Genomic DNA, 24,246 nt, shown 5'->3' with positions numbered 1-24,246 from the left:
GTGTGCCGTGGCATCGACGGACGGCAGCCTCCCTGTCTTTGGCCTCAGATGTGCAGGTCAACCCAGATGGCGGCATGATCCGACGCCGCGTGTTTCGGCTCGGTGAGTTCCGGATAGGTCTCCCAGCGTTTCGGCCGGCTTCCGGGCCAGGCGCCCTTGCGGAAGACACCGCCTCGCTCGACCTTGTCAAAAAGCTTCGGCGACAGGAACAGGTAGTCGATCTTGTTTCCGGCGTTGCCAAGACCGAAGGTCCCAGGAAAGCCGCCGTCATCGAACGCGGGATGCGTAAAGGCATCCTTCAACGTGCTCTCCTTCAACGGCGCCAGCGGGGCGCTATCCGGCGTGTCGTTGAGGTCGCCGATCAGTGCGATGTGGTCGAATCCTTCCGCGAGACGCTTCTCGTAGATCTCGCGCGCCCGCTGCGCTTGCGCGTGCCGGCGAGCATCGGAGGACTGAGCGCTGCCGAAACCCTTGCTCTTGAAATGATTGACCATGACAAGCAGCGTCGTTCCCCCGGGCGTCGTCACGTAATATTCGGGGCAATCGCGCGAGAAGATCGGGTTGCTTGCCGCGTCCCTGTCATCGACGTGGCTGCGCATGATGTCGAGCGCTAAACCCTTTCGGGTCATCAGCCCGACATCGATGCCCCGCTCGTCATTTCCGTCGATCACCATGACCTGCGTGAAGGGGTTGCCGCCAACGGCCGGCAGCACCTGGGTGTTGAAAGCGGTGAGCACAGGCCGACTCTCGACTTCAACGATGCCGAGAATATCGGCCTCGAGATCACTCATGACGCGCGCCGTGTTCTGCATGGCGATCTCGTTGATCGGCTCGTCACGCAATTCCAGCGATCCGACCCAGTCGATGCGACCGTTGGCGGTGATGACCACGCCGCCGGCTCTCGGCCGTTTCAGAAGACTGCCCCTGTTGCGCCGAAGAATGACGAAGGGACCCGTATCACTCTCCTCCATGCCGAGCTCGATGATCAGCGTGGCCATGCGCGCCTTGTCGGCTTCGCTGTAGGTCACCTGCCCCAGCAATTTCTCCAGTTCGGCAAAGCGGTCGAGAACAACCCGGCCGTCGGCCCAGGTTTCCAGGTTCATCGCCTTTGCGCGGTCGAACAGGTTTTCGACATTGAAGGATGCAAGTCTCATGTCACGTCCTCCCGTTTATCGGGGATAATGACACGTATATGTTGCATTTCAATGATGTCGCCCAGGATTGGGTCGTCAGCACCTATCTAGAAGAGAGTGCCTTGCTTTGGCGGCGCCTGCTCATCCTGTGGTTTTTGTGCTCGTTTCTTCGGCGTGGATGAAGACGGGAGCCCCTCGGTGGTCACCGCGCCGACGCGACCATCCGCGAATTGGATTGAGATACCCGAGCCTGCGGACAACATTGCAGCCTGTGACACCGGCCTATTCTCATCGTCCCGGATAACTGCAAAGCCGCGCTTCAAGACATTCTCGTAGGACAACGACTGCAGCACGCGATACTGCGCCGCGACCTCGCCGCGTGCCCGCGTCAGCTGATGCGCCACCGCTGTGTCGGCGTGACGCGATAGATTGGCGAGACGGTCGCGCAGCCGCGATGTCTGCGTCTTCAGACGAGCCGGCAATGTCGCAAAAATAGCATCCGCACGACTGACTGGAGCTCTGGAACGCTCGATAAAACGCTCGATCGTGCGCTCCGCACGCGTGATCCGTTCGTTGAGATACTGGCGGCGCTCGGTGATGCGGTTCGAGAGGACATCGGGCCGCAAATGCGCCGCCGTTCGCTCGAAGCTGCGGCGCTTGTTGATCGTGTTGAGTTCGAGGCCGCGGCCGAGACCGGCGGCAGCCTCGTCGAACCGGCGACGCGGCAGCGCCAAGAGCTGATCCAGCGACGGCAGCGCGCGGACCAGCGCCCGGACGGACTGGCGATGGTGATCCATGCGGCGGCTCATGCAACCCTGTAGGCGGGCGCCAAGAGCGGCCGTCTGCGCCTCCAGTTCGGCCTTCACGGGAACGGCCATTTCAGCCGCACCGGTCGGGGTCGGTGCACGCACATCGGCAGCGTAGTCGATCAGCGTCCAATCCGTTTCGTGGCCGACCGCAGAGATCAGCGGAATCTGGCTTTCGGCCGTCGCGCGAACGACGATTTCGTCATTGAAGCTCCAGAGATCCTCGAGGCTGCCGCCGCCACGCGCGACGATCAGGACATCAGGGCGGGGCATGTCCCCACGCGTCTCGAAGCTATTGAAGCCTCGGATGGCATTGGCGACTTCCTCGCCCGAGCCTTCGCCCTGCACCTTTACCGGCCAGACAATGACATGAACCGGGAAGCGATCGGAGATGCGGTGGAGAATGTCGCGAATGACGGCGCCTGTGGGCGACGTCACGACACCGATCACCTTTGGCATGAAGGGAAGCCGCCGCTTGCGGGACGGGTCGAACAGGCCCTCGGCGCCAAGCCGGCGCTTGCGCTCTTCGATCAGCGCCATCAGCGCGCCGGCGCCGGCCGGCTCCAGCGTCTCGATGACGATCTGATATTTCGATGAACCCGGGAAGGTCGTGATCTTACCGGTGGCGATTACCTCCATCCCTTCCTCGGGACGGAATTTCAGCCTTGAGAAGTTGCCCTTCCAGACGACGGCATCGATACGGGCACGGTCATCCTTCAAGGAAAAATAGGCGTGACCGGAAGAGTGCGGGCCCCGGTATCCGGAAATTTCGCCGCGCACGCGCACCTGGTCGAAGGCTGTCTCGACCGTGCGCTTGATCGAGCCGGACAGCTCCGAAACCGAGTACTCGGTAAGATTGCTCGGCGAATCATTCTCGAAGACGTTGCTCATGATCCTGTTCTAGCCGATGAGGCGGCAAAGAGCAGCCTCCAAAGGGGGATGATTTTATGCGCTCTTCCGTAGCCAAAGCCGGCGGCACCCTTATTTTTCGTTCAGCATCAACAGCTTAGATCGGCCGAACCGGAAAGCAGGCGAATCGATCACCTCTCCGTTTCCCCCGGCAATCCTTGCGGAGCGAAGATCGGACAACCGACAAGAGGAGTTTTCCATGTCCGACCGTTTCGCCTCCCATGGCCCTTCGCTCACCGGTCCCGCGAGCGCCGGTTTCGCCATCATCCCCAACGACAGTCTTGACCTCGTTGAGATCACGAGGGCAGTCTATGTCGGCATCGGTGGAGACCTTGTCGTGACCGTGGCGTCTGGGCAGGCGCTCACCTTTGCTTCGGTTCCAGACGGCTCGGTCCTGCCACTTCGAATCTCTCGGGTCCACGCCACCGGCACCACGGCAGAGAGCATTCTTGGGCTGACCTCGCTTGCCTTTGTGCTGCAGGCCGGAATCGTGCCGGTTGCAACCACTGGGGAAAAAGGTAATAAGCCGCGAGATTAATTGTTCGGTAAGATGGACACGCCTATGCTGCCGCGACTCAGGAGAGGCTGATGATCGCTCTGACGACCACAACACTTGGTTTCGCTACCGCGCCAATGCGCTCGATCTTTTCGATGGTGTTGGTCGGCTGCCTCATCTGCGTCGCCTATGCTGGTGCGGCCTGGGTCTCATCCACATCCATTCTTGATCTTGCGGCCGCCATCGTCTGCTATGACGCTGGTCTCATGATCTGCCTGCTTGGCCTCTACGCCTTCGATCGCAGCCGGGACCGCCGACGCTTCATCTAGGCCTTACGAGCCGGTGGGCATGTAACGGAAGAGCCGGATGGGCGCGCCCCCGGGCGTCGGTATGGATTGCAGGTAAGCCGGAACGACGCCCTTCGCCAGTTGCGCATAGAGGCCGTCCGGCTTCATTTTCGTAAGCTCCCTGGTCTGCGGATTGTCGGCGCAATAGGCAAGGACCGTAGCCCCGACCCCCTTCAGGAAGGCCTCGGCTTCCTGCGGTTCTGCCAGGCCAATATGTATTTCCGTCAGCATGCCGCCCTGGTTTCGATGATACGGCGCCGCCAGTATGCGATTGCCGGTAAAGCGAAGGATCGACACACCGACGTCCGACGGCGCGACCACCAGGCCGGCCGGCAAATCGGCCAAAGGCGCGATGGACGACTTCGACGAGCAGGACGGTTTTGCCGGTGCGGTCTGCAGGATGCTTTCACCATTCCCCATCTGCATGCCGATAAGCCCCCCCGCTAACCCCCACACCGCCGCCACGCTTAAGAGAACCGTGGAAAGGTAGCAAAAGGCGGCCGCGACATCTTCGCTGTCACTGGCCGATAACCGGCGCATGTCGATGATCAGCAATGTCAGCGGCAGGATTGCAAGAAGATTGGAAAACGCGGTGCCGCGCACTTGCACCGCGGCGATTGTCCAACTGACGGCGAGAAGGGACAGCAGAACAAGATGGACCCGCACGCGATCGCCGTAAGCGAGGCGGAACACGCAGACGGCAAGCGCAAAAGCCCCAGTCGAATAGTAGAAGCCAAGCGTAAAAGGGTCCTGCCAATTGGCGCCAAGGATCGACTGTGCCTCCTGCACGCGGTCCAACCAGAGCTCGACAAGAAGCGGATCGAGGTCGGCCAGCGGACTATGAAGGCACTGCGGAGCGATCGTGACGGCGGAGACGAGCACGACCGCGCCGATCCCGCCGACGGCCGCAAATCGCAGCAGTCGGCTCCGTCCGCTCGCGAACGTGGCGGCAAAGAGCAACAGCCCGCCGCCGATGGCCGCAAGACTGTAATAGCCGAGCGACAGGTTATCGCAGGTCACGGCCGAATAAAGCCTTGGCGGAACGGTTCCGACGAAAAGCAGGCTGATGGACAGAGCCAGGGCGAGCCCGAAAGCCTTGGCAGCGCGCGCGAACGGCTCGCCTTCCCAAGCCCACGAAACGGCGACGACAACGCATACCACCGCCACGAACGGCGTCGTTTCGGCCCCAATCGCGATCGCCATCGCGGCCGCCAGCCCGGCGACGGCGTAGCTGAGCGGCCGATGGTTTTCGTCGAGCAACATCGCCGTCATGATGGCGACCAGTGCAAACTGGACGTTATGGTGGTCGATGGCGCCCGGCAGAAAGCGGTTGTTCGGAACCAGGAGCAGAGCGGTGAGCCCCAAGGCGACATGCATGCCGAACGTGCCGCCGATGCGGCGGCCGGCAAGTCCCATGGCCCACAGGCTCGGAACGATCAGCGACAGCGGCCAGACGGCCAGCGCAACCGCCTCTGCCCGCTCTTGCGGGAAAAAGAAGCCGAAAAACCGGATCAGCGTCGCGATCGGAAGGTCGATCAGCCGGGACCAGTGCATCAGCGTACCATCACCGAGTCCCATGCGGTATTGCATGAGGTCGAACCAGCCCTGCCCGTTCAGGAAATCACGCACTTCGACAAGCCGCATGCCGTCATCATTATCGGCGCCGACATAGTCGGTCGCGCTAGGCAGCTTCAGAGCGAGGATCGCGGCAATAAGGACAGCGCTGTAAAAAAGCACCGATGGCCATAACCGGGTCATCATGGCGCGCAGCTTGGCGATCGGCGATGCCGATGTGGAACCAGGGATCATCTGGGCTACATTCGTCATGAAGCGGATCTCACCGTTTGAGTGCCAAGATCCTACCGTTCGCCGGTCAAGAAACCGTAAAAGTCCTGCTCACGCGCAGTTTTCGCCGGCTCCATAGCCACTTGTTAACGCGCGCCGTCTATTCTTGCCGAGATTTCTTCGCCGCGGGTGTGATCATGACCGGATCGCGTATCGACAATCTGAATATTGCCGTGCTCCTGCCCTGCTACAACGAGGCCTCGACGATCGGCGCCGTTGTCCGGGGATTCAAGTCTGCGTTGCCGGGCGCCCCCATCCACGTCTACGACAACAACTCCACGGATGGCACGGCACTCCACGCGATGCTTGCCGGTGCCCACGTGGTGCGCGAACGTCGGCAGGGCAAAGGCCACGTTGTCCGGCGCATGTTCGCCGACATCGACGCCGACATCTACATCATGGCCGATGGCGACGGCACCTACTCGCCCGACGATGCTGAGGAACTGATCCGCACCCTGCTGACGGAGCGCGCCGACATGGTCGTCGGCACACGGCGCGGCGTCCATTCGGATGCCGGCAGGCAGGGGCATGCCTTCGGCAACAAGATCTTCAACATGATGTACCGGACGATCTTCGGTACCGATTTCACCGATATCTTCTCGGGCTACCGCGTCTTCTCGCGACGCTTCGTCAAGAGTTTCCCTGCCGTCTCGGGAGGCTTCGAGATCGAAACGGAAATGTCCGTGCATGCGTCGCGTCTGAAGCTGCCTGTCAGCGAGCTGGAACTGGATTACGGCCGTCGGCCGGAAGGTTCTCACTCGAAGCTTTCGACCTTCAAGGATGGCGCCAAGATCCTCTGGATGTTCGCGATGCTGATGAAGGAAACGCGGCCCTTCGTGTTCTTTGGCATCATCAGCGCGATTTTTATGTCAGCGAGTCTCGGATTCATGACGCCCGTCCTCTTCGAGTATTTTGAAACGGGTCTCGTCAGCCGAATGCCGACATGGGTCCTGTCTATGGCACTGATCATGGTGTCGTTCATGATGTTTACCGCCGGCGTGATCCTCGATTCCGTTTCGCGCGCCCGCGCAGAGCAGCTTCGCATCCACTATATGAGCCTTATGGCTCCGCGCCCGCGCGAGCAGACACCCTTGCTGGCTGATGATCTCGACGATTATCATCAACAGTCGGCCAAGATCAGCACCAGATGAAGAAGCTGCTCCGCTTCGGGATTGCTGGCGGCCTTGGCTTTATGGTCGATGCGGGCGTTCTTGCGCTCTTGCTGCATATCACGCCGCTTGGCCCATTCATTGCTCGCGTGATCGCGATCGCTCTGGCAATGGCAGCGACGTGGATCTTCAACAGAACATTCACCTTCGATCGCTCGGGACACTCGCTCGCCGTCGAGGGATTTCGCTACGGCTCCGTCGGGGTGACGGCGGCGCTGGTGAACTATGGGCTTTATTCGGCGCTGCTGCTGCGGCTACCTGACTTGCAGCCACTCGCGGCGATGGTTCTTTCCACCGCCGCGTCCACGGTCTTCAGCTTCGTCGGCTATTCCCGCTTCGTTTTTCGAGGCGACTGAGCTCAGACGGGCTCCCAGCCGTCCTTCTCGCTGGCGCGGTAGATCGCATCGATGAACTTCTGGCTGAGCTTCGAGCTCTCCAGCGTCACCACCTCTTCATTCTCACCCTTGGCAGCGCGCGCAAAGGCCTCGGCTTCGCGCTTGTACTGGCGGCTGTCGGGGAAGCGGAAGATCGTTGATTCATTGTGGCTGCGGTTGGTGAGTTCGATCTCCTCGGCGCCCCAGCGGTCAGCATTGAACGGTGACTTCACCTCGATGAAGCCGTCGGTGCCATGGAAAACCATGACCTGGCGGTTCGCCATCTGGGTAGCGACATAGAAGGTCAGTTCAAAATCGCCGAAATCGGCCTTGACGCTGGAATAGATGTCGGTGCCGAATTCCGGGTCGCGGCGGGTGACGGCCTGGACGCGCAGCGGCTCCTTGCCGGTGGAAAAGCGTGTGCCGATCGTCGGATAGACGCCGATATCAGGCAGCGCGCCGCCGCCGAGTTCGGGAATGTTGCGCATGTTGCCGGGGTCGCGGTTGAAATAGGTGAAGGCGCCCTGAACATGCAGGAGTGTGCCAATCGCGCCGTCCGTTATCAGCGAGCGAACCTTCCGCCAGACCGGTGCGTAGGTGACCATGTAGGCTTCGGTGATGAGAACCTTGTTGCGGTCGCGGGCGGCAATCAGGCTGTCGATCTCGTCTGCCTTGAGCGCGATCGGCTTTTCGCAGAGCACGTGCTTGCCGGCATCGGCGGCCTTGATCGTCCACTCGACGTGCTGCGAGGTTGGCAGCGGAATATAGACGGCATCGATCTTGTCGGAAGCGAGCATCTCCTCGTAGGAGCCGAAGGCGTGCGGAACGGAAAAACGATCCGCCATCTCGCGAGCCCTCGCCAGATCGCGGCTCGCAACGGCCGTCACGACGCAGTTTTCCGCATCCTGAATGGCGGGTACGACGAGTTCACGGCCGATCTTTGCGGTCGAAAGAATACCAAAACGCAGCATAGCCTGGGTCCTTCTGGTTCGATTTTTGCGCACCTTAGTAAGCCGGCCACGGCGGCGCAATGGCGCGATCACAAATCGCGGAGTTGGTTTCCATTCGTTCGAAGCCACGCTAGGTTAGACTTCGGCGGTGTTCTGCCGCGTCAACGATTTCAATCAATCCTGCACTTTAGGAGAGCGCTATGGATATGCGCCGTCTTGGAAAAACCGGCCTTTCGATCGCCCCGATCGTCTTGGGCGGCAACGTCTTCAGCTGGACCGCCGACGAGAAGACGTCCTTCGATATTCTCGATGCCTTCTTCGACGCGGGCTTCAACACGATCGACACGGCCGACGTCTATGGAGCGTGGGTGCCGGGCAACAAGGGCGGCGAGTCCGAGGAGATCATCGGCAAGTGGCTGAAGCGCGGCAAGGTGTCCCGCCACAAGGCTGTCGTCGTCACCAAGGTCGGCTCCGACATGGGTCAGGGCAAGACGCTGAAGGAAACCTATATCCTGAAGGCGGTTGAGGATTCGCTGCGCCGGCTGCAGACCGACTATATCGACCTCTATCTCTCGCATTGGCCGGACGAGAACACGCCCTATGAGGAGACGCTCGGCGCCTTCGCCAAGCTGAAGCAGCAGGGCAAGATCCGCGCGATCGGCTGCTCCAATCTCGACGCCACGCAGCTTCAGGCGTCCTTCGATGCCGCCGAGAGGGCCGGCGTGCCGCGCTACGATGTCATCCAGCCGGAATACAATCTCTATGCACGCGCGAGCTTCGAGGGACCGCTGGCTGATCTCTGCGTCAAGGAAGATATCGGCGTCATCACCTATTTCAGCCTTGCCGCCGGCTTTCTCTCCGGAAAGTATCGCACGAAGGCCGATACGGAAGGCCGCGCCCGCGAAGGCCGGGTGGCGCAATATCTCGACGACAAGGGACTGCGCATTTTGGCAGCGCTCGACAAGGTCGTGGCGGAAACCGGCGCCAAGCCGGCAGAGATCGCGCTTGCCTGGCTGCTCAGAAAGAAGGGCGTGACGGCGCCGATCGCCAGTGCTACCAGCCTGTCGCAGCTTGAGAGCTTGACCAAGTCAGTGACGCTTTCACTCTCCGATGACGCGATGGCGCTGCTCGACAGGGCCGGCGCCGCCTGACGGGAGGGACCGATGACCGTGACGATCCGCGATGCGAAGCCCGAGGACGAAGCGCGCTGGCGCGAGCTTTGGGCCGGCTATCTCGCCTTCTACGAGGTCACGGTCGATCCTGACATCACCGATGCGACATGGCGCCGGGTCTTCGATCCGGCGTCTGCGATCTTCATGCGTGTCGGCGAGGTGGACGGCAAGATGATGGGTTTCACCCTCAGCCTGACGCATGAGGGCACCTGGATCCGTGGCAAGGACTGCTATCTCGAAGACCTCTTCGTCGATCCGGCCGCACGCGGAAAGGGTGTGGGCCGCGCTTTGATGGACGATCTCGTTTCGCTCTGCAAGAAGAACGGCTGGTCGCGGCTCTACTGGCACACCAGCGAACAGAACAAGACGGCGCGGGCGCTCTACGACAGCTATGTCGAGAACGACGGGCACATCCGCTACCGCATCAATTTCTGAGCGGCGGGAAGCCCTCATACAAGCCGGCGTGGCTGCCCTCCCAGTTCCCCATGCCCGGCTTCGTCAGGATGCCGCGTGGCCTCACATAGCTCTGGATGACCCGGCGCGGCCGTTCGTGCCATTGGATGTTGAAGGCCCAGAGCTTCGGGAAGAAGCAGAGCGAGGCATAGGGCAGATGATCGTGGATCCACCATGCCAGCCTCTGCCAGTCCTCTTCGTTGCTGTAGTTGTCGACCATCCACGGGACGACGACACAGGCGGTGGCACCCATGCAGCCATCGAAATCGCGCAGGTCCCAGATGTGATCGGCGGCCGTCGCGGCATTTAACGAGCAGTTGAGGTTGTTGCGGTTGCCGAACTGGTTGACCTCAGGCGAGCGATAGCCGGAACGGATGTGCAGCCGGCCGAACGTCGCCTGCAGCGGTTCCAGCAACTCCTCGCAGAGCCGCCTTCCCGCTTCGATCGCCAGATCGGGATTTTCGGGGATATTCGGAATGCGATAGAAATCGGCGATTTCGGAATGCAGGAAATCACGGAGGAAGAAATTCTTCGAAAGGCGCGCACGCCCGAGTTCCTCCAGGCCCTTCATCGATCCAGGTTTCTTCACGAAAAGCTCCCGTTGGTTGAACGTCTCACTCTGCCTCCCCCGGCGATCAACGCAACCCGAAAACGACCGGAACAATTAGCTACCTCTTGTCTTTCCCTAGCGTCCGTAGCTCCCCACCAAGGAAGCGCGGATCCCCCACACCCAGGAAGGTAGAGACAATGGCCAAAGAAAAGACCCTCGACGATCTATTCTACGATACGCTCAAGGACATCTATTTTGCCGAGCGGCAAATCCTGCGCACCCTGCCGAAAATGGCGCGGGCGGCTCAATCGCAAGAGCTGAAGGCCGGCTTCGAAAAGCATCGCGAGCAGACCGAGGGACATGTCGAGCGCCTGCAGCAGGTCTTTGACCTCGTCGGCAAGCGCGCCCAGGGCAAGACCTGCGAGGCGATCCAGGGCATCATTGCCGAGGGCGAAGAGATCATCGATGAGTTCAAGGGCTCGCCGGCTATCGATGCCGGTCTCATCTCCTCTGCGCAGGCAGTGGAGCACTACGAGATCGCCCGCTACGGCACGCTGAAGACCTGGGCGCAGACCCTCGGCAAGAAGGACGTCGTTGCCCTGCTCGACAAGACGCTGCAGGAAGAAGCGGCAACCGACAAGACATTGTCGAAGCTGGCCATGACGGCTGCCAACCAGAAGGCCGCGGCCTGACCGTCGATCCGGCGGGATGCCCAACGGCATCCCTCCGCTTCACCCGACATAACGGAAGAAGTCGATGAAGGCACGCAGAGCTGGCCGCATCTGGCGCCGGCTCGGATAGTAGATGAATGGCCCCGGATAGGGCGAACACCAGTCCTCCAGCACACGGACGAGCTTGCCGCTTGCCAGTTCGTGCTCGACGCGCAGGTCGAACAGATAGGCGAGCCCCACGCCATTCAGCGCCGCGATCAATCCCAGCCTGTCCTCACTGACGATCAAGGGACCATCGACTCCCACAACCAGCTCCTGGCCGTCCTTTTCGAATTCCCAGCGATAGATCGTGCCGTTTGTAAAACGCCGCTTGATGCAGCGGTGGTGAACCAGATCGGAGGGATGCAAGGGTTTCGGGTGCCGCTCAAAATAGTCGGGAGAACCCGCAATCACCGTGGTCAGATTCGGCGAGGCCCGCACGGCGATCATGTCCGCCTCAAGGCTCTCCTCCAGGCGAATGCCGGCGTCGAAACCTTCCCGAACGATATCGGTGAACCCATCCTCATTGGCGATTTCGAGCGTGATATCAGGATAGCGGTTCAGGAATTCGCCAAGCCGCGGCGCAAGCAGGATATCCGAGGCAAAACGCGGCGCGGAGATGCGCAGATTTCCGGCCGGCCTTCCGCCCGCCTCGGTGACCGCTTCTAGCGCGATCCCGATTTCATCAAGCGCCGGCTTCAGGCGCTGCAGCAGCAGACGCCCCTCCTCCGTCGGCGCGACACTGCGCGTCGTCCGTGCCAGCAGCCGGACGCCGAGGCTTTCTTCCAGGCGCGAGATCGCGTGGCTGACGGCAGATGGCGCAATTTCCAGCTCCTTGGCGGCCGCGCGAAAACTTCGTCGTTCGGAAACGGCGGCGAGAACGACGAGTTGGGCAAGCTGCGTGCGGTTCATTGATCGAACGATTAGAACAGCCTGTTACGGATTGCACCTATTTTTTGAAGGCTGATGGGGCGCTAGGTTTCATCAGTACCCGGCATCGACCGTGGTTTGACCTTTCGCTCACAAAGGAGCCCCGCATGAAAACCCGCAAACTCGGAAACGACCTTGAAGTCTCTGCCGTCGGCCTCGGCTGCATGGGCATGAGCTTCGCCTATGGCGCCAGTGACGAAAACGAGTCGATCAGGACGCTGAACCGTGCCGTCGATCTCGGTATCACCTTCTTCGACACGGCCGAAATGTACGGTCCCTACACCAATGAAGAGCTCCTCGGCCGGGCATTGAAGCCCGTGCGCGACCGCGTCGTCATCGCCACCAAGTTCGGCTTCAAGCTGGATCCGAATAAATCCGGCGCCGCAGCCCTGACCGGGGTCGACAGCCGCCCGGAAAACGTGAAGCGAGTGGCAGAAGCCTCTCTGAAACGGCTCGGCGTCGAAACGATCGACTTTTTCTACCAGCATCGTGTCGACCCCAATGTGCCGATCGAGGAGACCGTCGGCGCGATGGCCGAGCTGGTACGCGAAGGCAAGGTTCGCGCACTCGGCCTTTCGGAAGCCGGCAGCGCCACGATCCGCCGCGCCCATGCCGTCCACCCCATCGCAGCACTGCAGAGCGAATATTCGCTCTGGACCCGCGACCCGGAAAACGGCGTTCTCCACACCTGCCGCGAACTCGGGATCGGCTTCGTGCCCTATAGCCCGCTTGGCCGTGGCTTTCTGACGGGCGCGATCCAGAAGCCGGAGGATCTTGGCGCCGACGATTTCCGGCGCCAGCTGCCGCGCTTCCAGTCGGACAATTTCGACGCCAATGTCGCGCTCGTGGCCAAGCTCGAGGCACTCGCTAAGGAGAAGGGCGTGACCACCGCACAGCTGGCGCTCGCCTGGGTCCTGCACCAGGGCGACGACATCGTGCCGATCCCGGGCGCTCGCAAGGTGAACCATCTCGAGCAGAACGCCGCCGCAGCCGATATCGTGCTGAGCAAGACGGAGCTGACCGAACTGACAGAGACCATCTCGCTCGATAAGATTGCCGGCAAGCGCTACTCCGACGCGTCGCTCGCGATGACCAACCTCTAGCCGAAAGGCGGAGGCATCGATTGCCCCCTGCCGCATCCGGCGATCTTGCCGCACCCATTCGCTGCACTATGCTATTGGGCATGTTCCTGGCGAGGTGAGACATGTCGGACCAGCAGGCAATCGAAGCAGTCGTCCATCTCTACGTCGAGGGCATGACCTTCGCCAACGAAGCTGCATTGCGGAAGGCCTTCCATCCGCAGTGCGACATCATCGGGCACTACGAGAACGCGGTCGAGTGGCTGAACCGGGAAGAATTCATTGCCGCGATCGTCGCCGAAGGTTCGGCACCACCCACAACACAGCCGCACATGGACATCCAGATGCTTGACATCGTCGGCGATGCGGCGTGCGTGAAGGTCAGCGACGATTTCGCCGGCATGCGCTTCACCGATTACCTCTCGATGCTGAAAATCGACGGCCGCTGGACGATCGTCAACAAGCTCTACTATCTCCACACATAAAAAAGCCGGCGAGACGATCGCCGGCCCAGCTTGCTGACAAAGCCTTATAGCATATTGGGATGGAAGCTCTCTCCGTCGTCACCCCGGCCGATGAGCCGGGGTCCAGCGCGCGCAAGTCCTTGCGCGCAAGAGGCCTTTCGCACCGCAGACGCGGTGCCGCTGGATGCCGGCACAAGGCCGGCATGACGGAGAAACCGAACGTTCCGCAAAAAGAACACTTCGTCAGCAGTCGGAGCCGGCGAAATGATCGCCGGCCCTTTGCTAAGGGAGATCTTGGCCTCAGGCTCTGAGAACACCACCGGTGAACTTCGTCACGCTGGCAACGATCTTCTCAGTCAGCGCCTCGAAATCCTCGTCGGTCAGCGTGCGCTCGACCGGCTGGATCTGCACTTCGATCGCTACCGACTTCTTGCCTTCACCGAGTGACGGACCCTCGAAGATGTCGAAGACATTGACTGATGTGACCAGCTTGCGGTCGGCACCGGTCGCGGCCTTGATGATCGCGCCGGCTTCCACCGACTTGTCGACGACGAAGGCAAAGTCGCGCTTGACGGCCTGGAAGGCAGACAGTTCCAGCGCCGGCTTGGTGCGGGTGGCTTTCTTCTTCGGCTCGGGCATGGCGTCGACATAGACCTCGAAGCCGCAGAGCGCGCCCGAGACATCGAGCGCTTCCAGCGTCGAGGGATGGAACTCGCCGAAATAGCCGAGCACGACCTTCGGACCCATCTTGATCGTACCGGACCGGCCGGGGTGGAACCATTCGGGACCGCCCTGCTCGATCTGGATGTTGCCCATCGGCAGGCCGCAGGCTTCGATCACGGCCAGCGCATCGGCCTTGGCGTCGAAGACGTCCACCGGCTTGCCGCCGCCCTTGGCAGCGTTCGACCACATGCGGCCTGCGCCTGACATCGATGCCGTGCCGCGACGGACGCCGCCGGCAACGCGGCGCTGGCCTTCCGGCCGGTCGTTCTCATAGGTGCCGGACACCTCGAAGATCGCAACGTCGCCATAGCCCTTGTCGCCATTCCGCTGGGCAGCCGTCAGCAGGCCGGGGAGCAGCGAGGGGCGCATGTCGGACATATCGGCAGCAATAGGGTTGGCAAGCTTGAGTGCCGGCAAGCCGCCGCCGAAGAGCTTTGCCTGATCCTCTGAGATGAACGACCAATTGACGGCTTCCAGCATGCCGCGCGAGGCAAGCGCGCGCTTGGCGATGCGAGTGCGGATCTGCAGCGTCGTCAGGATCCTGCCGTTGACGGCTGCATGGCTTTCCAACGGCGCCGGCTTGATGTTGTCGACGCCGTGGATGCGCATGACCTCTTCGACGAGGTCGGCCTTGCCATCGACATCGGGACGCCAGGAGGGAACGGCGACGGAAACGCGTTCGCCCGAACCGGTAACCTTGAAGCCGAGGCGCGTCAGGATCTCGGTGCTTTCCTGCGTGGAAACCTCAAGACCCGTCAGGCGCTTGACCTCGGAGAAGGGGAAGTCGACGATCTTTGCGTCATAACCCATGTAGCCGACGACCTCTGCCTTGGCGGCCGTGCCGCCGCAGAATTCGAGCACCAGCTCGGTGGTGCGCTCGAGACCGGGAACCATATACTCCGGATCGACCCCGCGCTCGAAGCGGTAGCGGGCATCGGTGATGATGCCGAGGCCGCGGCCTGATTTCGCGATGTTCATTGGATCCCAGAGAGCGCTCTCGATCAAGACGTCGGTGGTGTTCTCGTCGCAGCCGGAATGCTCGCCGCCCATGATGCCGCCAATCGACTCGATGCCATCGGCATCGGCGATCACGACATTATTCGGCCCAAGCTTGTACTCGCGCTGATCGAGCGCAAGCACCGTCTCGCCGTCCTTGGCGCGACGGACGGTCAGGTTGCCCTTGACCTTGGCGGCGTCGAAGACGTGCATCGGGCGACCCTGGTCGAAGGTCATGTAGTTGGTGATATCGACGAGCGCGTTGATCGGGCGAAGACCGATAGCGAGCAGACGCTGTTGCACCCATTTCGGGCTCGGGCCGTTCTTGACGCCGCGTACGAGACGCAGCGCAAAGCCCGGGCAGAGCTTCGGATCGTCAAGGTCGAGCGTCAGCCTCACCGGCGTCTCGCCTTCAACAGTGAAGGACGGTGCCGGGCGTGTCTTCAGCGTGCCGAGGCCGGAAGCAGCCAGGTCACGCGCGATGCCGTAGATCGAAGTGCAATCCGGACGGTTCGGCGTCAGGTTGATCTCGATCATGGGATCGTCGAGATGCGCGTAGGCGGCGTAGCTTTCACCAACCGGCGCATCCTCGGGGAGATCGATGATGCCATCGTGGCTGTCGGAGATCTGCAGCTCCTTCTCCGAACACATCATGCCGTGGCTTTCGACGCCGCGGATGTTGCCGACGGCGAGCGTCACGTCGATGCCGGGAACATAGGTGCCGGGGGCCGCGAAGGCGCCGATCAAGCCGGCGCGCGCATTGGGAGCGCCGCAGACGACCTGGACGGGGGCGCCCTTGCCGGTATCGACGGAGAGAACCTTGAGGCGATCGGCCTGTGGGTGTTTCTCGGCGGTAAGGATCTTGGCGATGACGAAGGGCTTGAACGCCGCCTTGTCATCGACGTCCTCGACCTCGAGCCCGATCTCGGTCAGGCGGGTGCAGATTTCATCGAGGGTCGCATCCGTTTCCAGATGATCCTTCAGCCAGGAGAGTGTGAACTTCATAATCTCTATCCTCCCTTACGCGCTCAGGCCGCCGAACAGCGTCGGCATGTCGAGCGGGCGGAAGCCGTAATGGGTCATCCAGCGGACGTCGGCGTTGAAGAAGTCGCGCAGATCAGGCATGCCGTATTTCAGCATGGCGATGCGGTCGAGGCCCATGCCCCAGGCAAAGCCCTGGTATTCATCGGGATCGAGACCGCCGGCGCGGAGCACGTTCGGATGCACCATGCCGCAGCCAAGGATCTCCATCCAGTCGGTGCCTTCGCCGAACTTGACGATCGGACCGGAGCGGTCGCACTGGATGTCGACTTCGAAGGACGGCTCGGTGAACGGGAAGAAGGACGGGCGGAAGCGCATCGTCACACTGTCGACCTCGAAGAAGGACTTGCAGAACTCTTCGAGCACCCAGCGGATGTTGGCGACATTCGCCTTCTTGTCGACGACCAAGCCTTCGACCTGGTGGAACATCGGCGAGTGCGTGGCGTCCGAATCCTGGCGGTAGGTCTTGCCGGGGATGATGATGCGGATCGGCGGCTTCTGCGCTTCCATGGTGCGCACCTGTACCGGCGAGGTGTGCGTGCGCAGCACCTTGCGCTCACCGTTCTCATCCGGATTGAAGAAGAAGGTGTCGTGCATCTCGCGGGCCGGGTGGCCTTCCGGGAAGTTCAGCGCCGTGAAATTGTAGTAGTCGGTCTCGACATCCGGACCTTCGGCGATCGAGAAACCCATGTCGCCGAAGATCGCGGTGATTTCGTCGATGATCTGGCTGATCGGATGGATACGGCCGCGCTCGGCTGGCGAAGAGCGTACCGGCAGGCTGACGTCGACCGTCTCGGCCTTCAGGCGCGCATCGATCGCGGCCTTCTTCAGCTCCGCCTTGCGGTCGGTGATTGCGTCGGTGACGGCGTTCTTCAGTGCGTTGATGGCAGCGCCGCGCGTCTGGCGCTCTTCCGGCGTCATTGCACCGAGCGTCTTCAGGAGCTCGGAGACCGAACCCTTCTTGCCGAGCGCGCCAACACGCACGGCTTCGATCGCCGGCTCGTCGGCAGCGGCTGCCACATCAGACAGAAGTTGCTTTTCCAGGGTTTCGAGTTCGGTCATCTTTTCCTGCCTCACAGGGCGTCAGTCTTGTCGATAATTCACGAAAACATGCATCGAATAGCTCAAGCGCCACGATGAAGCGTCGCAGATCACTACCCATGTGCACGCGGCCAATCAACCGGGCACACCACAAAAAGCCCGCGACGTCGAGAGAGGAACGGCCCATCGCGGGCAATGCCGTCTCAATCGCCATCGCGCCAAATGCAAAGAACCCGCGCAAGCCTGGCCAGCGCGGGTCCTAAATCATCGAAGCAAAAGCTCTGACAGCGCCGGCTTAGTTGACGGCTGCTTCAAACTCGTTCTTCGTACCGGCGTCCTTCAGGTACTCGAGAGCCTTCTTGGAGGCAGCAACGAGTGCACCGAATGCTTCAGGCTCATGGATTGCCATGTCGGAGAGAACCTTACGGTCGACTTCGATGCCAGCCTTGTTCAGGCCGTCGATGAAGCGGCCGTAGGTCAGGCCGAATTCGCGGACAGCGGCGTTGATGCGCTGGATCCAGAGGGCGCGGAAGTTGCGCTTGTTGATCTTGCGGTCGCGGTAAGCGTACTGCTTCGAACGATCGACAGCAGCCTTCGCAGCGCGGATGGTGTTCTTGCGACGGCCGTAAAAGCCCTTAGCGGCCTTCAGAACCTTCTTGTGCTTGGCGTGGGCGGTAACGCCTCTTTTTACACGTGCCATTTCATGATCTCCTTAATCTAAAGCGTTCGCGGAATAGTCTTAGAGACCGTTCGGCAGGTAGTTCTTCACGACCTTGCGGCCATCGGGTTCTGCGAGAACCATCGTGCCACGTGCATCGCGGATGAACTTGTTGGTACGCTTGATCATGCCATGGCGCTTGCCAGCAGCTGCAGCCTTGACCTTGCCGGTCGCGGTGATCTTGAACCGCTTCTTGGCAGCAGACTTCGTCTTCATCTTGGGCATTTTGCTACTCCGTTTCTGGACCCCCTGCTCTTCATCAAGGAAGCCTTCTTGCGATGCCCGGTTTCCGGCCGTCGCAACAAGGTGCGGGAGCGTTTGTTGTTGATCTGCGGCCCCGGTGATGAACCGTTCCGCAAGCATTCGAAACCGCCACGGCATGCCCTGCCGGTCAGTTCGGACGCGCGCTTATAACCGCAGCGTCATAAAAGTGCAACGGGGCGGCCAATGAATCTTCTAAGCAATGGCGGGAGGCCGGCTCGCCATGGCCGGAAGCATCAGTTTCACCTGCAGCCCGCCCCACCGCGAGGCGGAAAGATCGAGCCTGCCGCCGTAAGCCTCAAGGATATCGCCCGAGATCGCCAGCCCTAACCCAGTTCCTGCCGTGCCTTCATCGATCCTGACACCGCGCTTCAGCATCAGGTCGTAGCTACCAGGATCGGCGCCGGGTCCATCGTCGGAAACGCTGAGCACGACATCATCCTGTAAGCGACCGGAGGAAAGATCGATGCGCGTCCTGGCAAAGCGCACGGCATTGTCGAGTACGTTGCCGAGTGCCTCGGCGATGTCCGCGGGGTCCGCCTGAACCGTCAGGGCGGGGTCGATATCGAGATGCCAGTCGATCCCTTTCTCTTCGGTGAAAGGCGTCAGCACATTGACGAGCTTTCCTGCAATGCCGAGCAGCGACGTCGTGGCCATTTGCTCCACTCCCATGCGGGCGGCCTGCAGTTGTCGGTCGGCGCGCTGGCGGACCAGCTCGATCTGTTGCAGAGCCGTTTCGCGCTGGTCCTCGGGCAAGGCTTCAACCAGGTGAGACAGCACCGTGAGAGGCGTTTTCAAACCATGGGCGAGGTCGCTGGCACGCGCGCGGGCGCGCTCGATCGCCGTCTCCCGCTCGCTGAGCAGCAGGTTGATTTCACGAACCAGTGGCTTGACCTCGCTCGGCCCCTGCGTGCCGATATGTGAGCTGCGGCCGGCCCTGATATCCGCAACGCGCTCGCGAAGCCGCACCAGCGGGCGCAAGCCCACCCACCCCTGCAAGAACGCCGCGAGGAGCAGCATGCCGCCGGTCGAAAGCAGCATCAGCCGCAACGGCCGGTGATAGCTTTCAAGCGCCGCTTCCATCTCGGGCTTGGAGAAAGCCGCATAGACGGTGAAATTCTTCTTTGCGGCGCCTTCGCCAAGCGCCATCGTCTTCATCGACACCAGCAGCGGCGAGCCATCCGGCCCGTCCGTTTCCCGGAACCCGCAATACATGTCCTTCGACAGGTCATCCGCGGTGATCTCCTCGTCCCACAGCGAGCGAGACCGCAGCGGCTCCTCGTTGCCATCGGGAGAGATCTGCCAGTAGCGGCCGCCGGCGGGGATCTGGAAGCGCGAGTCGGCAGGCTCGTTCTTCAATTCAAGAGCGCCATTCTCCACGCTGAGCCGCGCCGCCAGCGAATCCATCACCGACGTCATTTCGTTGGAATACTGGTCGGCCAGATAATCCGCGAACAGGTGGCTAAGCACCGCCCAGACGAGCATCAACGCCAGCGCGATCGCGACAAGCGCTCCGGCAGCGAGGCGAAAATGCAGCGAGTGGATCACCGAGGTCGCCCCGGAAGAACATAGCCGAAGCCGCGCCGGGTCTCGATGGCGTCGCTGTCCGTCTTCTTGCGCAGCCGCGCCACCATAGCTTCCACGGCATTCTTGGCGGCATCGTCATCACGGCCCTGAACCTGGCTCGCCAGTTCGGTCGGGCTCAGGACCTCACCGGGCTTGCCGATGAAAAGCGCTATCATCCGGTATTCGAGCGGACTGAGATCAAGTTCGCGTCCATCGAAGGTGACGCGCCTTGCGCTTTCATCGAGAGTGAAGCGGTTGGCGGATTTGACGCGCGATGCGATGGCGCCGGTGCGCCGCAGGAGCGCTCTCAGGCGAGCCAGCAGCTCCTCGGTACGAAACGGCTTCGGCAGATAGTCATCGGCTCCCGCATCAAAGCCGTCGACACGCTCCATCCACGAGCCGCGGGCAGTGAGAACAAGAACCGGCGTGTTGATGCCCGCGCCGCGCCAGCGTTTCAGGATCGACAGGCCATCCATGCCGGGCAATCCGAGGTCTAGGATGATGGCTGAGTAATCGCCCGTCTCGCCCTCTTCCCATACAGCAGGCCCGCTTGCAAATACCTCGACGCGATAGCCTTCCCGCCCAAGCTGTTCGACCAGATGGCCGGAAATATTGGGATCGTCCTCCGCCAACAGGATACGCATAGCCCCTACCCTCCCAGCAATGCTCCGTTGCGGGCGTCGACTCGCAATGTCCTGATCGCGCCCGTCCCGTCGCGAACTTTCACTTGATACACATCGCCGAACATGGATCGATGGAGATTGACGTCGATGACCCGACCGTAGCGTTTTGCGTCGATCCGCTGCAGAACGGTCTTCAGCGGCAGGATCCGGCCCTCGCGAACGGCGTCGCGCGCGCGATCGGAATCGGTGTTCCGGCCGCCACTGCCGCGGCCGCTGCTACCGCCGCCTCCGCCTCCGCCGTGGTCGTCGCCGCCGTCATCATCCCCGTGATCGTCGTGGCCGCCACGACCGGAATTGGAACTGCCGCTGCCCGAGTTGGAACCCGAGGATCCGGACGAACCAGAGCCCGACGAGCCGCTGCCTCCGCTCGAACCGCTCCCACCGCTGCTGCCGCCGCCATCATCGCTGCCACCATCCTTGGCCTCAGCATGGGAAACGAACATCGGGCCGGCCGCAGAGAGCGCTATGGCCAGCATCAACATCGTCATGAAACTGCGACGGCTTCTATTCATTGAACTTCAATGTACCTCAATGCTTCTGCAATCGCGGAACCTACACTGAACACTTTATCGCGACCAGACAAGGCTCCGATAAACCAGGAACTCCGCCGGGGCGCGGCGGAGTTCCTTCTTCCGAAGGGGTGGCCGGAAGACCGCGCCGGGCAGATTATTGCGCCGAAGCGGGAAGTATGTTGACGCTGGTGATTGCGCCAGGATTTCGAATAAAGTCACCTCTGTGAGGATGCGCGATCACCTCGTGTGCCCCATGCTCAAGCTCAACCTCGACCTCGAGGCGCCGGCCGAGTTGATCGACGGCGACAAGCGAACCGTTCAGCAGTCCCGTCAGGCTCGCTTCGGACACCGAAAGGGTCACTTCCGGGCGATTGTCGTTGCGGCCGCCGCGGTGCTCGCCAGGATTGTCGTCATTGGCGTCATGGTTGGCTCCGTCATCGCGTCCACGTCCACGGCCGTGATCGTCATCGCCGTCGTCATGACCGCTGCGACCGCTATGATCATCACCGCCACGCCCGCTGCCGCTGTTGTCATCACTGCCACCGCTATGGCTGGATCCACTGTTGCCGCTGCTGCTGCTTCCACCGCCATCATCGCTGCCGCCGCGAGCGAATGCCAACGACGAAAAATGGCCTGACGTGAACGTCTGCATTGTCGGGAGCGACAAGGTCACCGTGATTGCGGCGACGGAAGCCAATAACGCGTGTGAAATGGTCTTCTTCATGATCTTTGCCTTCTGCTCTCTTCTTGTTGAGAACAGATTGCCAAAGTCTCTCTGACAGACTGTTGAGTGCGTTTGTCAGCATCCTGTCAGATTGGTCCGACCACAGCCCCAAAATACAAAAGCCGCCCTTACGGACGGCTTTGATTGGAGAGTGGCGACGCGCCTCACTTCGGCGCGAGTACCATCATCATCTGGCGGCCTTCGAGCTTGGGCTCGGCTTCGACCTTGGCATATTCGGTCGTGTCGGCCTTCACCTGCTGCAGCAGCTTCATACCAAGTTCCTGGTGCGCCATTTCACGGCCGCGGAACTTCAATGTCACCTTGACCTTGTCACCGTCTTCAAAGAAACGGCCCATCGCCTTCATCTTCACCTCATAGTCATGGGTGTCGATGTTAGGGCGCATCTTGATCTCTTTAACTTCGACAATCTTCTGCTTCTTGCGCGCCTCGGCAGCCTTCTTCTGGTTGGCATATTTCAGCTTGCCCAGATCGAGGATCTTGCATACAGGCGGTTCGGCATTGGGGGAGATTTCCACCAGGTCGAGGCCGGCTTCCTCAGCCATTTTCAGGGCCTGGTCGGTGGGCACAACACCCAAGTTCTGTCCTTCAGCATCAATCAGCTGAACTCGGGGGATGCGAATTTCCCGGTTCGAGCGCGGCCCTTCCTTTACGGGCGCGTCGGCTTTAAAGGGTCTGCGAATGGTCGTATTCTCCTCGCGTTGTTTCGGATCGCTGCAGCCCGGGCACTCCCGATGACGGAAGTACAAATGTCGTTTCACCATTGCTGCAACGGAGTCGGTACCATCCTTTAGCGGAAAAATCACCTGCTGTCAGCCTGTCAAGAATCTGTTTTATAGGCCAAAACAACTGGAGTTCCGCGATGTCTGACGCAAATCTCACTTACAACCAACAATATCTTACCGTCGGACAGGGCGAAGCTGCGCGCGAGATCGCCTATATTGCGCGTAGCCAACCTGGCCAAACGGCCGGCCCAACCCTCGTCTGGCTCTCCGGATACCGCTCTGACATGAGCGGCAGCAAGGCGGTGGAGCTGGACAGGTTCGCGGCCGAAAACGGCCTTGCCTGCCTGCGCCTCGACTATTCCGGCCACGGCCTGTCCGGCGGCAAATTCACCGACGGGACGATCTCGCGCTGGCTCGAGGAGGCGCTTGCGGTAATCCTCCACGCGGCGCCCGAGCGCATCCTCGTCGTCGGCTCGTCGATGGGCGGATGGATTGCGCTCAGGCTGGCGCAGGAACTCGCCAAGCGGCAGGACGGGCCGAAGCTCGCGGGCATGGTGCTGATTGCGCCGGCTCCCGACTTCACCTCCGATCTGATCGAGCCGAACCTCACGAAGAAGGAGAAGGCCTCGCTGGCCGAGCGCGGCTACTTCGAAGAGCGGTCGGCCTACAGCCCCGAGCCAAACATCTATACGCGAACCCTGATAGAGGACGGGCGCGACAACAGCGTGCTCAACGGCATCATCGAGACCGGCTGCCCGGTCCATATCCTGCAGGGGATGAAGGATCCGGACGTTCCCTATCAGCACGCTATGAAGCTCGTGGAGCATCTCCCCGCCGACGACGTCGTGCTGACCTTCGTGCGTGATGGCGATCACCGGCTGTCGCGGCCCCAGGACATCGAGCGCATGCTCGCCGCCGTCAAAGGGCTTATCCGCTAGGCCAAACGATCCATGTGTGCCAAATCCTAACGGATTTTAACCATATTGGCGGGTAGTGGCACCTTCCCCAGAAGTAACGATTGACTCTCCGAGCCTCCGTCCGTTAACTTTTTGTTAACAATACATGGGCGATGCAAGGGAACAGCGGGCGTGCGGATCAAGGGTTTCGTCGTGGCCATGATGGCCATGTTTGCTATGTCTACAGCCGCAACGCCGGCTTCCACCAACAATCTCTCGATGGTTACCGGCGCTGCGACGTCCCAGCCGATCGGCCATTACGACTTCTGCCAGAGCCATCGCAATGAATGCGGCCCAAACCGCAACGTCTCGCCGGCCGAGATGTCGGAAGGGAAATGGGGAATGGTGCGGTCCGTCAACACGATGGTCAACAACAACATCACGCCGATGACCGACAAGGAAATCTACGGCAAGGATGAGGTCTGGGCTTATCCGACGACCGCAGGCGACTGCGAGGACTTCGCCCTGCTGAAGCGCCGCATCCTGATACAGCGCGGAATTTCGCCGGCTAATCTTCTTCTCACGGTGGTCCGCAAGCCCGATGGCGAAGGTCATGCCGTGCTGACGCTGCGCACCAGCAACGGCGACTTCGTGCTCGACAACCTGGCGTCCAACATCAAGCCATGGTTCGACACGCCCTACTCCTTCATCAAGCGCCAGTCGAGCAACAATGCCGGTCGCTGGGTCACCATCGAAAATGGCCGCGACGTTCTGGTCGGTGCTTTGCGATAAGCGATAGTAGATTGAACGAAAAAGGCCGGCGAAACGCCGGCCTCAGATTGCTGACAAACCCCTGGCACCGTCTGGGGGTTTGTGATTCATTGGGACATGTTGAAGAAACCTGCCCCCACCCAGACGGCTCTTGAGATGGTGACGCTCGACAGTCTGGTGCCGA

The 24,246-nt window shown here is 61.2% G+C and carries 26 protein-coding genes; 12 read left to right on the top strand and 14 right to left on the bottom strand.

Annotated elements, in window-relative coordinates; translation table 11 throughout:
* Positions 1 to 44 precede the first annotated feature (44 nt).
* Together IB248_RS02895 and xseA are read right to left on the bottom strand one after the other, a co-directional pair.
* Positions 45 to 1,154: an endonuclease/exonuclease/phosphatase family protein gene (locus IB248_RS02895; RefSeq protein WP_112666261.1), complete on the bottom strand. Its 1,110-nt coding sequence runs from the start codon at positions 1,152 to 1,154 to the stop codon at positions 45 to 47.
* Positions 1,155 to 1,240: 86 nt separating this feature from the next.
* Positions 1,241 to 2,830, bottom strand: a complete 1,590-nt coding sequence (gene xseA, locus IB248_RS02890) for an exodeoxyribonuclease VII large subunit (protein ID WP_018855213.1) — start codon at positions 2,828 to 2,830, stop codon at positions 1,241 to 1,243.
* A gap of 217 nt (positions 2,831 to 3,047) precedes the next feature.
* Here xseA and IB248_RS02885 point away from each other — a divergent pair, with 217 nt between their 5' ends.
* Positions 3,048 to 3,386, top strand: coding sequence for a hypothetical protein (locus IB248_RS02885; RefSeq protein ID WP_192240274.1), 339 nt, complete (start codon positions 3,048 to 3,050; stop codon positions 3,384 to 3,386).
* Between the two features lie 50 nt (positions 3,387 to 3,436).
* Positions 3,437 to 3,673, top strand: coding sequence for a hypothetical protein (locus tag IB248_RS02880; RefSeq protein ID WP_018855216.1), 237 nt, complete (start codon positions 3,437 to 3,439; stop codon positions 3,671 to 3,673).
* Between the two features lie 3 nt (positions 3,674 to 3,676).
* Here IB248_RS02880 and IB248_RS02875 read toward each other — a convergent pair whose 3' ends face one another.
* Positions 3,677 to 5,518 carry a hypothetical protein gene (locus IB248_RS02875; protein ID WP_018855217.1) on the bottom strand — a complete coding sequence of 614 codons (1,842 nt, stop codon included), beginning with the start codon at positions 5,516 to 5,518 and terminating at the stop codon, positions 3,677 to 3,679.
* Between the two features lie 155 nt (positions 5,519 to 5,673).
* Here IB248_RS02875 and IB248_RS02870 point away from each other — a divergent pair, with 155 nt between their 5' ends.
* The gene (locus IB248_RS02870; RefSeq protein WP_192240273.1) at positions 5,674 to 6,687 is read left to right on the top strand and encodes a glycosyltransferase; all 1,014 of its coding nucleotides are present in this window, start codon (positions 5,674 to 5,676) and stop codon (positions 6,685 to 6,687) included.
* Positions 6,684 to 7,061 (top strand): GtrA family protein, encoded by a 378-nt coding sequence (locus IB248_RS02865; RefSeq protein WP_018855219.1) that lies wholly within the window; start codon positions 6,684 to 6,686, stop codon positions 7,059 to 7,061. The genes IB248_RS02870 and IB248_RS02865 overlap by 4 nt, the downstream gene beginning before the upstream one ends.
* A 2-nt stretch (positions 7,062 to 7,063) precedes the next feature.
* Here IB248_RS02865 and IB248_RS02860 read toward each other — a convergent pair whose 3' ends face one another.
* A complete protein-coding gene (locus tag IB248_RS02860) occupies positions 7,064 to 8,050 on the bottom strand; it encodes a Gfo/Idh/MocA family oxidoreductase (protein ID WP_192240272.1) in 987 nt (328 codons plus the stop codon).
* Positions 8,051 to 8,229: 179 nt separating this feature from the next.
* Between IB248_RS02860 and IB248_RS02855 the strand changes: the two genes are divergently transcribed.
* Both IB248_RS02855 and IB248_RS02850 read left to right on the top strand, forming a co-directional pair.
* Entirely contained in the window at positions 8,230 to 9,180 is a 951-nt protein-coding gene (locus tag IB248_RS02855; protein ID WP_192240271.1) for an aldo/keto reductase, read from the top strand.
* Positions 9,181 to 9,192: 12 nt separating this feature from the next.
* The gene (locus tag IB248_RS02850; protein ID WP_192240270.1) at positions 9,193 to 9,636 is read left to right on the top strand and encodes a GNAT family N-acetyltransferase; all 444 of its coding nucleotides are present in this window, start codon (positions 9,193 to 9,195) and stop codon (positions 9,634 to 9,636) included.
* Here the strand turns inward: IB248_RS02850 and IB248_RS02845 are convergent.
* Positions 9,626 to 10,243: a hypothetical protein gene (locus IB248_RS02845; RefSeq protein WP_025658617.1), complete on the bottom strand. Its 618-nt coding sequence runs from the start codon at positions 10,241 to 10,243 to the stop codon at positions 9,626 to 9,628. The genes IB248_RS02850 and IB248_RS02845 overlap by 11 nt on opposite strands.
* 158 nt (positions 10,244 to 10,401) lie before the next feature.
* Here IB248_RS02845 and IB248_RS02840 point away from each other — a divergent pair, with 158 nt between their 5' ends.
* Positions 10,402 to 10,896, top strand: a complete 495-nt coding sequence (locus IB248_RS02840) for a ferritin-like domain-containing protein (protein ID WP_018855224.1) — start codon at positions 10,402 to 10,404, stop codon at positions 10,894 to 10,896.
* A gap of 39 nt (positions 10,897 to 10,935) precedes the next feature.
* Here the strand turns inward: IB248_RS02840 and IB248_RS02835 are convergent, their stop codons facing one another.
* A complete protein-coding gene (locus IB248_RS02835; protein ID WP_018855225.1) occupies positions 10,936 to 11,826 on the bottom strand; it encodes a LysR family transcriptional regulator in 891 nt (296 codons plus the stop codon).
* Between the two features lie 125 nt (positions 11,827 to 11,951).
* Between IB248_RS02835 and IB248_RS02830 the strand changes: the two genes are divergently transcribed.
* Positions 11,952 to 12,947, top strand: coding sequence for an aldo/keto reductase (locus IB248_RS02830; protein ID WP_192240269.1), 996 nt, complete (start codon positions 11,952 to 11,954; stop codon positions 12,945 to 12,947).
* Between the two features lie 101 nt (positions 12,948 to 13,048).
* Positions 13,049 to 13,408, top strand: a complete 360-nt coding sequence (locus IB248_RS02825; RefSeq protein ID WP_018855227.1) for a nuclear transport factor 2 family protein — start codon at positions 13,049 to 13,051, stop codon at positions 13,406 to 13,408.
* Between the two features lie 279 nt (positions 13,409 to 13,687).
* Here IB248_RS02825 and pheT read toward each other — a convergent pair whose 3' ends face one another.
* The 7 genes from pheT to IB248_RS02790 all read right to left on the bottom strand — a co-directional run bounded on the left by pheT (position 13,688) and on the right by IB248_RS02790 (position 20,928).
* Positions 13,688 to 16,111, bottom strand: coding sequence for a phenylalanine--tRNA ligase subunit beta (pheT, locus tag IB248_RS02820; protein ID WP_192240268.1), 2,424 nt, complete (start codon positions 16,109 to 16,111; stop codon positions 13,688 to 13,690).
* A 15-nt stretch (positions 16,112 to 16,126) separates the two neighbouring features.
* Complete coding sequence (gene pheS / locus IB248_RS02815; RefSeq protein ID WP_018855230.1) at positions 16,127 to 17,209, bottom strand: phenylalanine--tRNA ligase subunit alpha; 1,083 nt, start codon at positions 17,207 to 17,209, stop codon at positions 16,127 to 16,129.
* A gap of 274 nt (positions 17,210 to 17,483) precedes the next feature.
* Positions 17,484 to 17,888, bottom strand: a complete 405-nt coding sequence (gene rplT / locus IB248_RS02810; RefSeq protein WP_007798644.1) for a 50S ribosomal protein L20 — start codon at positions 17,886 to 17,888, stop codon at positions 17,484 to 17,486.
* A gap of 39 nt (positions 17,889 to 17,927) precedes the next feature.
* A complete protein-coding gene (gene rpmI / locus IB248_RS02805; protein ID WP_007529267.1) occupies positions 17,928 to 18,131 on the bottom strand; it encodes a 50S ribosomal protein L35 in 204 nt (67 codons plus the stop codon).
* Positions 18,132 to 18,362: 231 nt separating this feature from the next.
* Positions 18,363 to 19,715, bottom strand: a complete 1,353-nt coding sequence (locus IB248_RS02800; RefSeq protein WP_192240267.1) for a HAMP domain-containing sensor histidine kinase — start codon at positions 19,713 to 19,715, stop codon at positions 18,363 to 18,365.
* Positions 19,712 to 20,377, bottom strand: coding sequence for a response regulator transcription factor (locus IB248_RS02795; protein ID WP_192240266.1), 666 nt, complete (start codon positions 20,375 to 20,377; stop codon positions 19,712 to 19,714). The genes IB248_RS02800 and IB248_RS02795 overlap by 4 nt, the downstream gene beginning before the upstream one ends.
* 5 nt (positions 20,378 to 20,382) lie before the next feature.
* Positions 20,383 to 20,928 (bottom strand): hypothetical protein, encoded by a 546-nt coding sequence (locus IB248_RS02790; protein ID WP_026371523.1) that lies wholly within the window; start codon positions 20,926 to 20,928, stop codon positions 20,383 to 20,385.
* A gap of 253 nt (positions 20,929 to 21,181) precedes the next feature.
* Here IB248_RS02790 and IB248_RS02785 point away from each other — a divergent pair, with 253 nt between their 5' ends.
* The gene (locus tag IB248_RS02785; RefSeq protein WP_018855235.1) at positions 21,182 to 21,565 is read left to right on the top strand and encodes a hypothetical protein; all 384 of its coding nucleotides are present in this window, start codon (positions 21,182 to 21,184) and stop codon (positions 21,563 to 21,565) included.
* Positions 21,566 to 21,816: 251 nt separating this feature from the next.
* On the opposite strand, the gene infC is transcribed toward IB248_RS02785, so the two are convergent.
* Positions 21,817 to 22,353: a translation initiation factor IF-3 gene (gene infC / locus IB248_RS02780; protein ID WP_025658610.1), complete on the bottom strand. Its 537-nt coding sequence runs from the start codon at positions 22,351 to 22,353 to the stop codon at positions 21,817 to 21,819.
* A 179-nt stretch (positions 22,354 to 22,532) separates the two neighbouring features.
* On the opposite strand from infC, the gene IB248_RS02775 reads away from it, so the two are divergent.
* Both IB248_RS02775 and IB248_RS02770 read left to right on the top strand, forming a co-directional pair.
* Positions 22,533 to 23,333 (top strand): alpha/beta hydrolase, encoded by an 801-nt coding sequence (locus IB248_RS02775; protein WP_018855237.1) that lies wholly within the window; start codon positions 22,533 to 22,535, stop codon positions 23,331 to 23,333.
* Between the two features lie 150 nt (positions 23,334 to 23,483).
* A complete protein-coding gene (locus IB248_RS02770; protein WP_018855238.1) occupies positions 23,484 to 24,083 on the top strand; it encodes a transglutaminase-like cysteine peptidase in 600 nt (199 codons plus the stop codon).
* Positions 24,084 to 24,246 lie beyond the last annotated feature (163 nt).

It is taken from the genome of Rhizobium sp. RHZ01, from assembly GCF_014851595.1.
In the GTDB taxonomy this organism is placed as follows: domain Bacteria; phylum Pseudomonadota; class Alphaproteobacteria; order Rhizobiales; family Rhizobiaceae; genus Rhizobium; species Rhizobium altiplani.
Note: the sequence above shows the minus strand (reverse complement) of the source record. Positions and strands in the feature narration are given on the sequence as shown.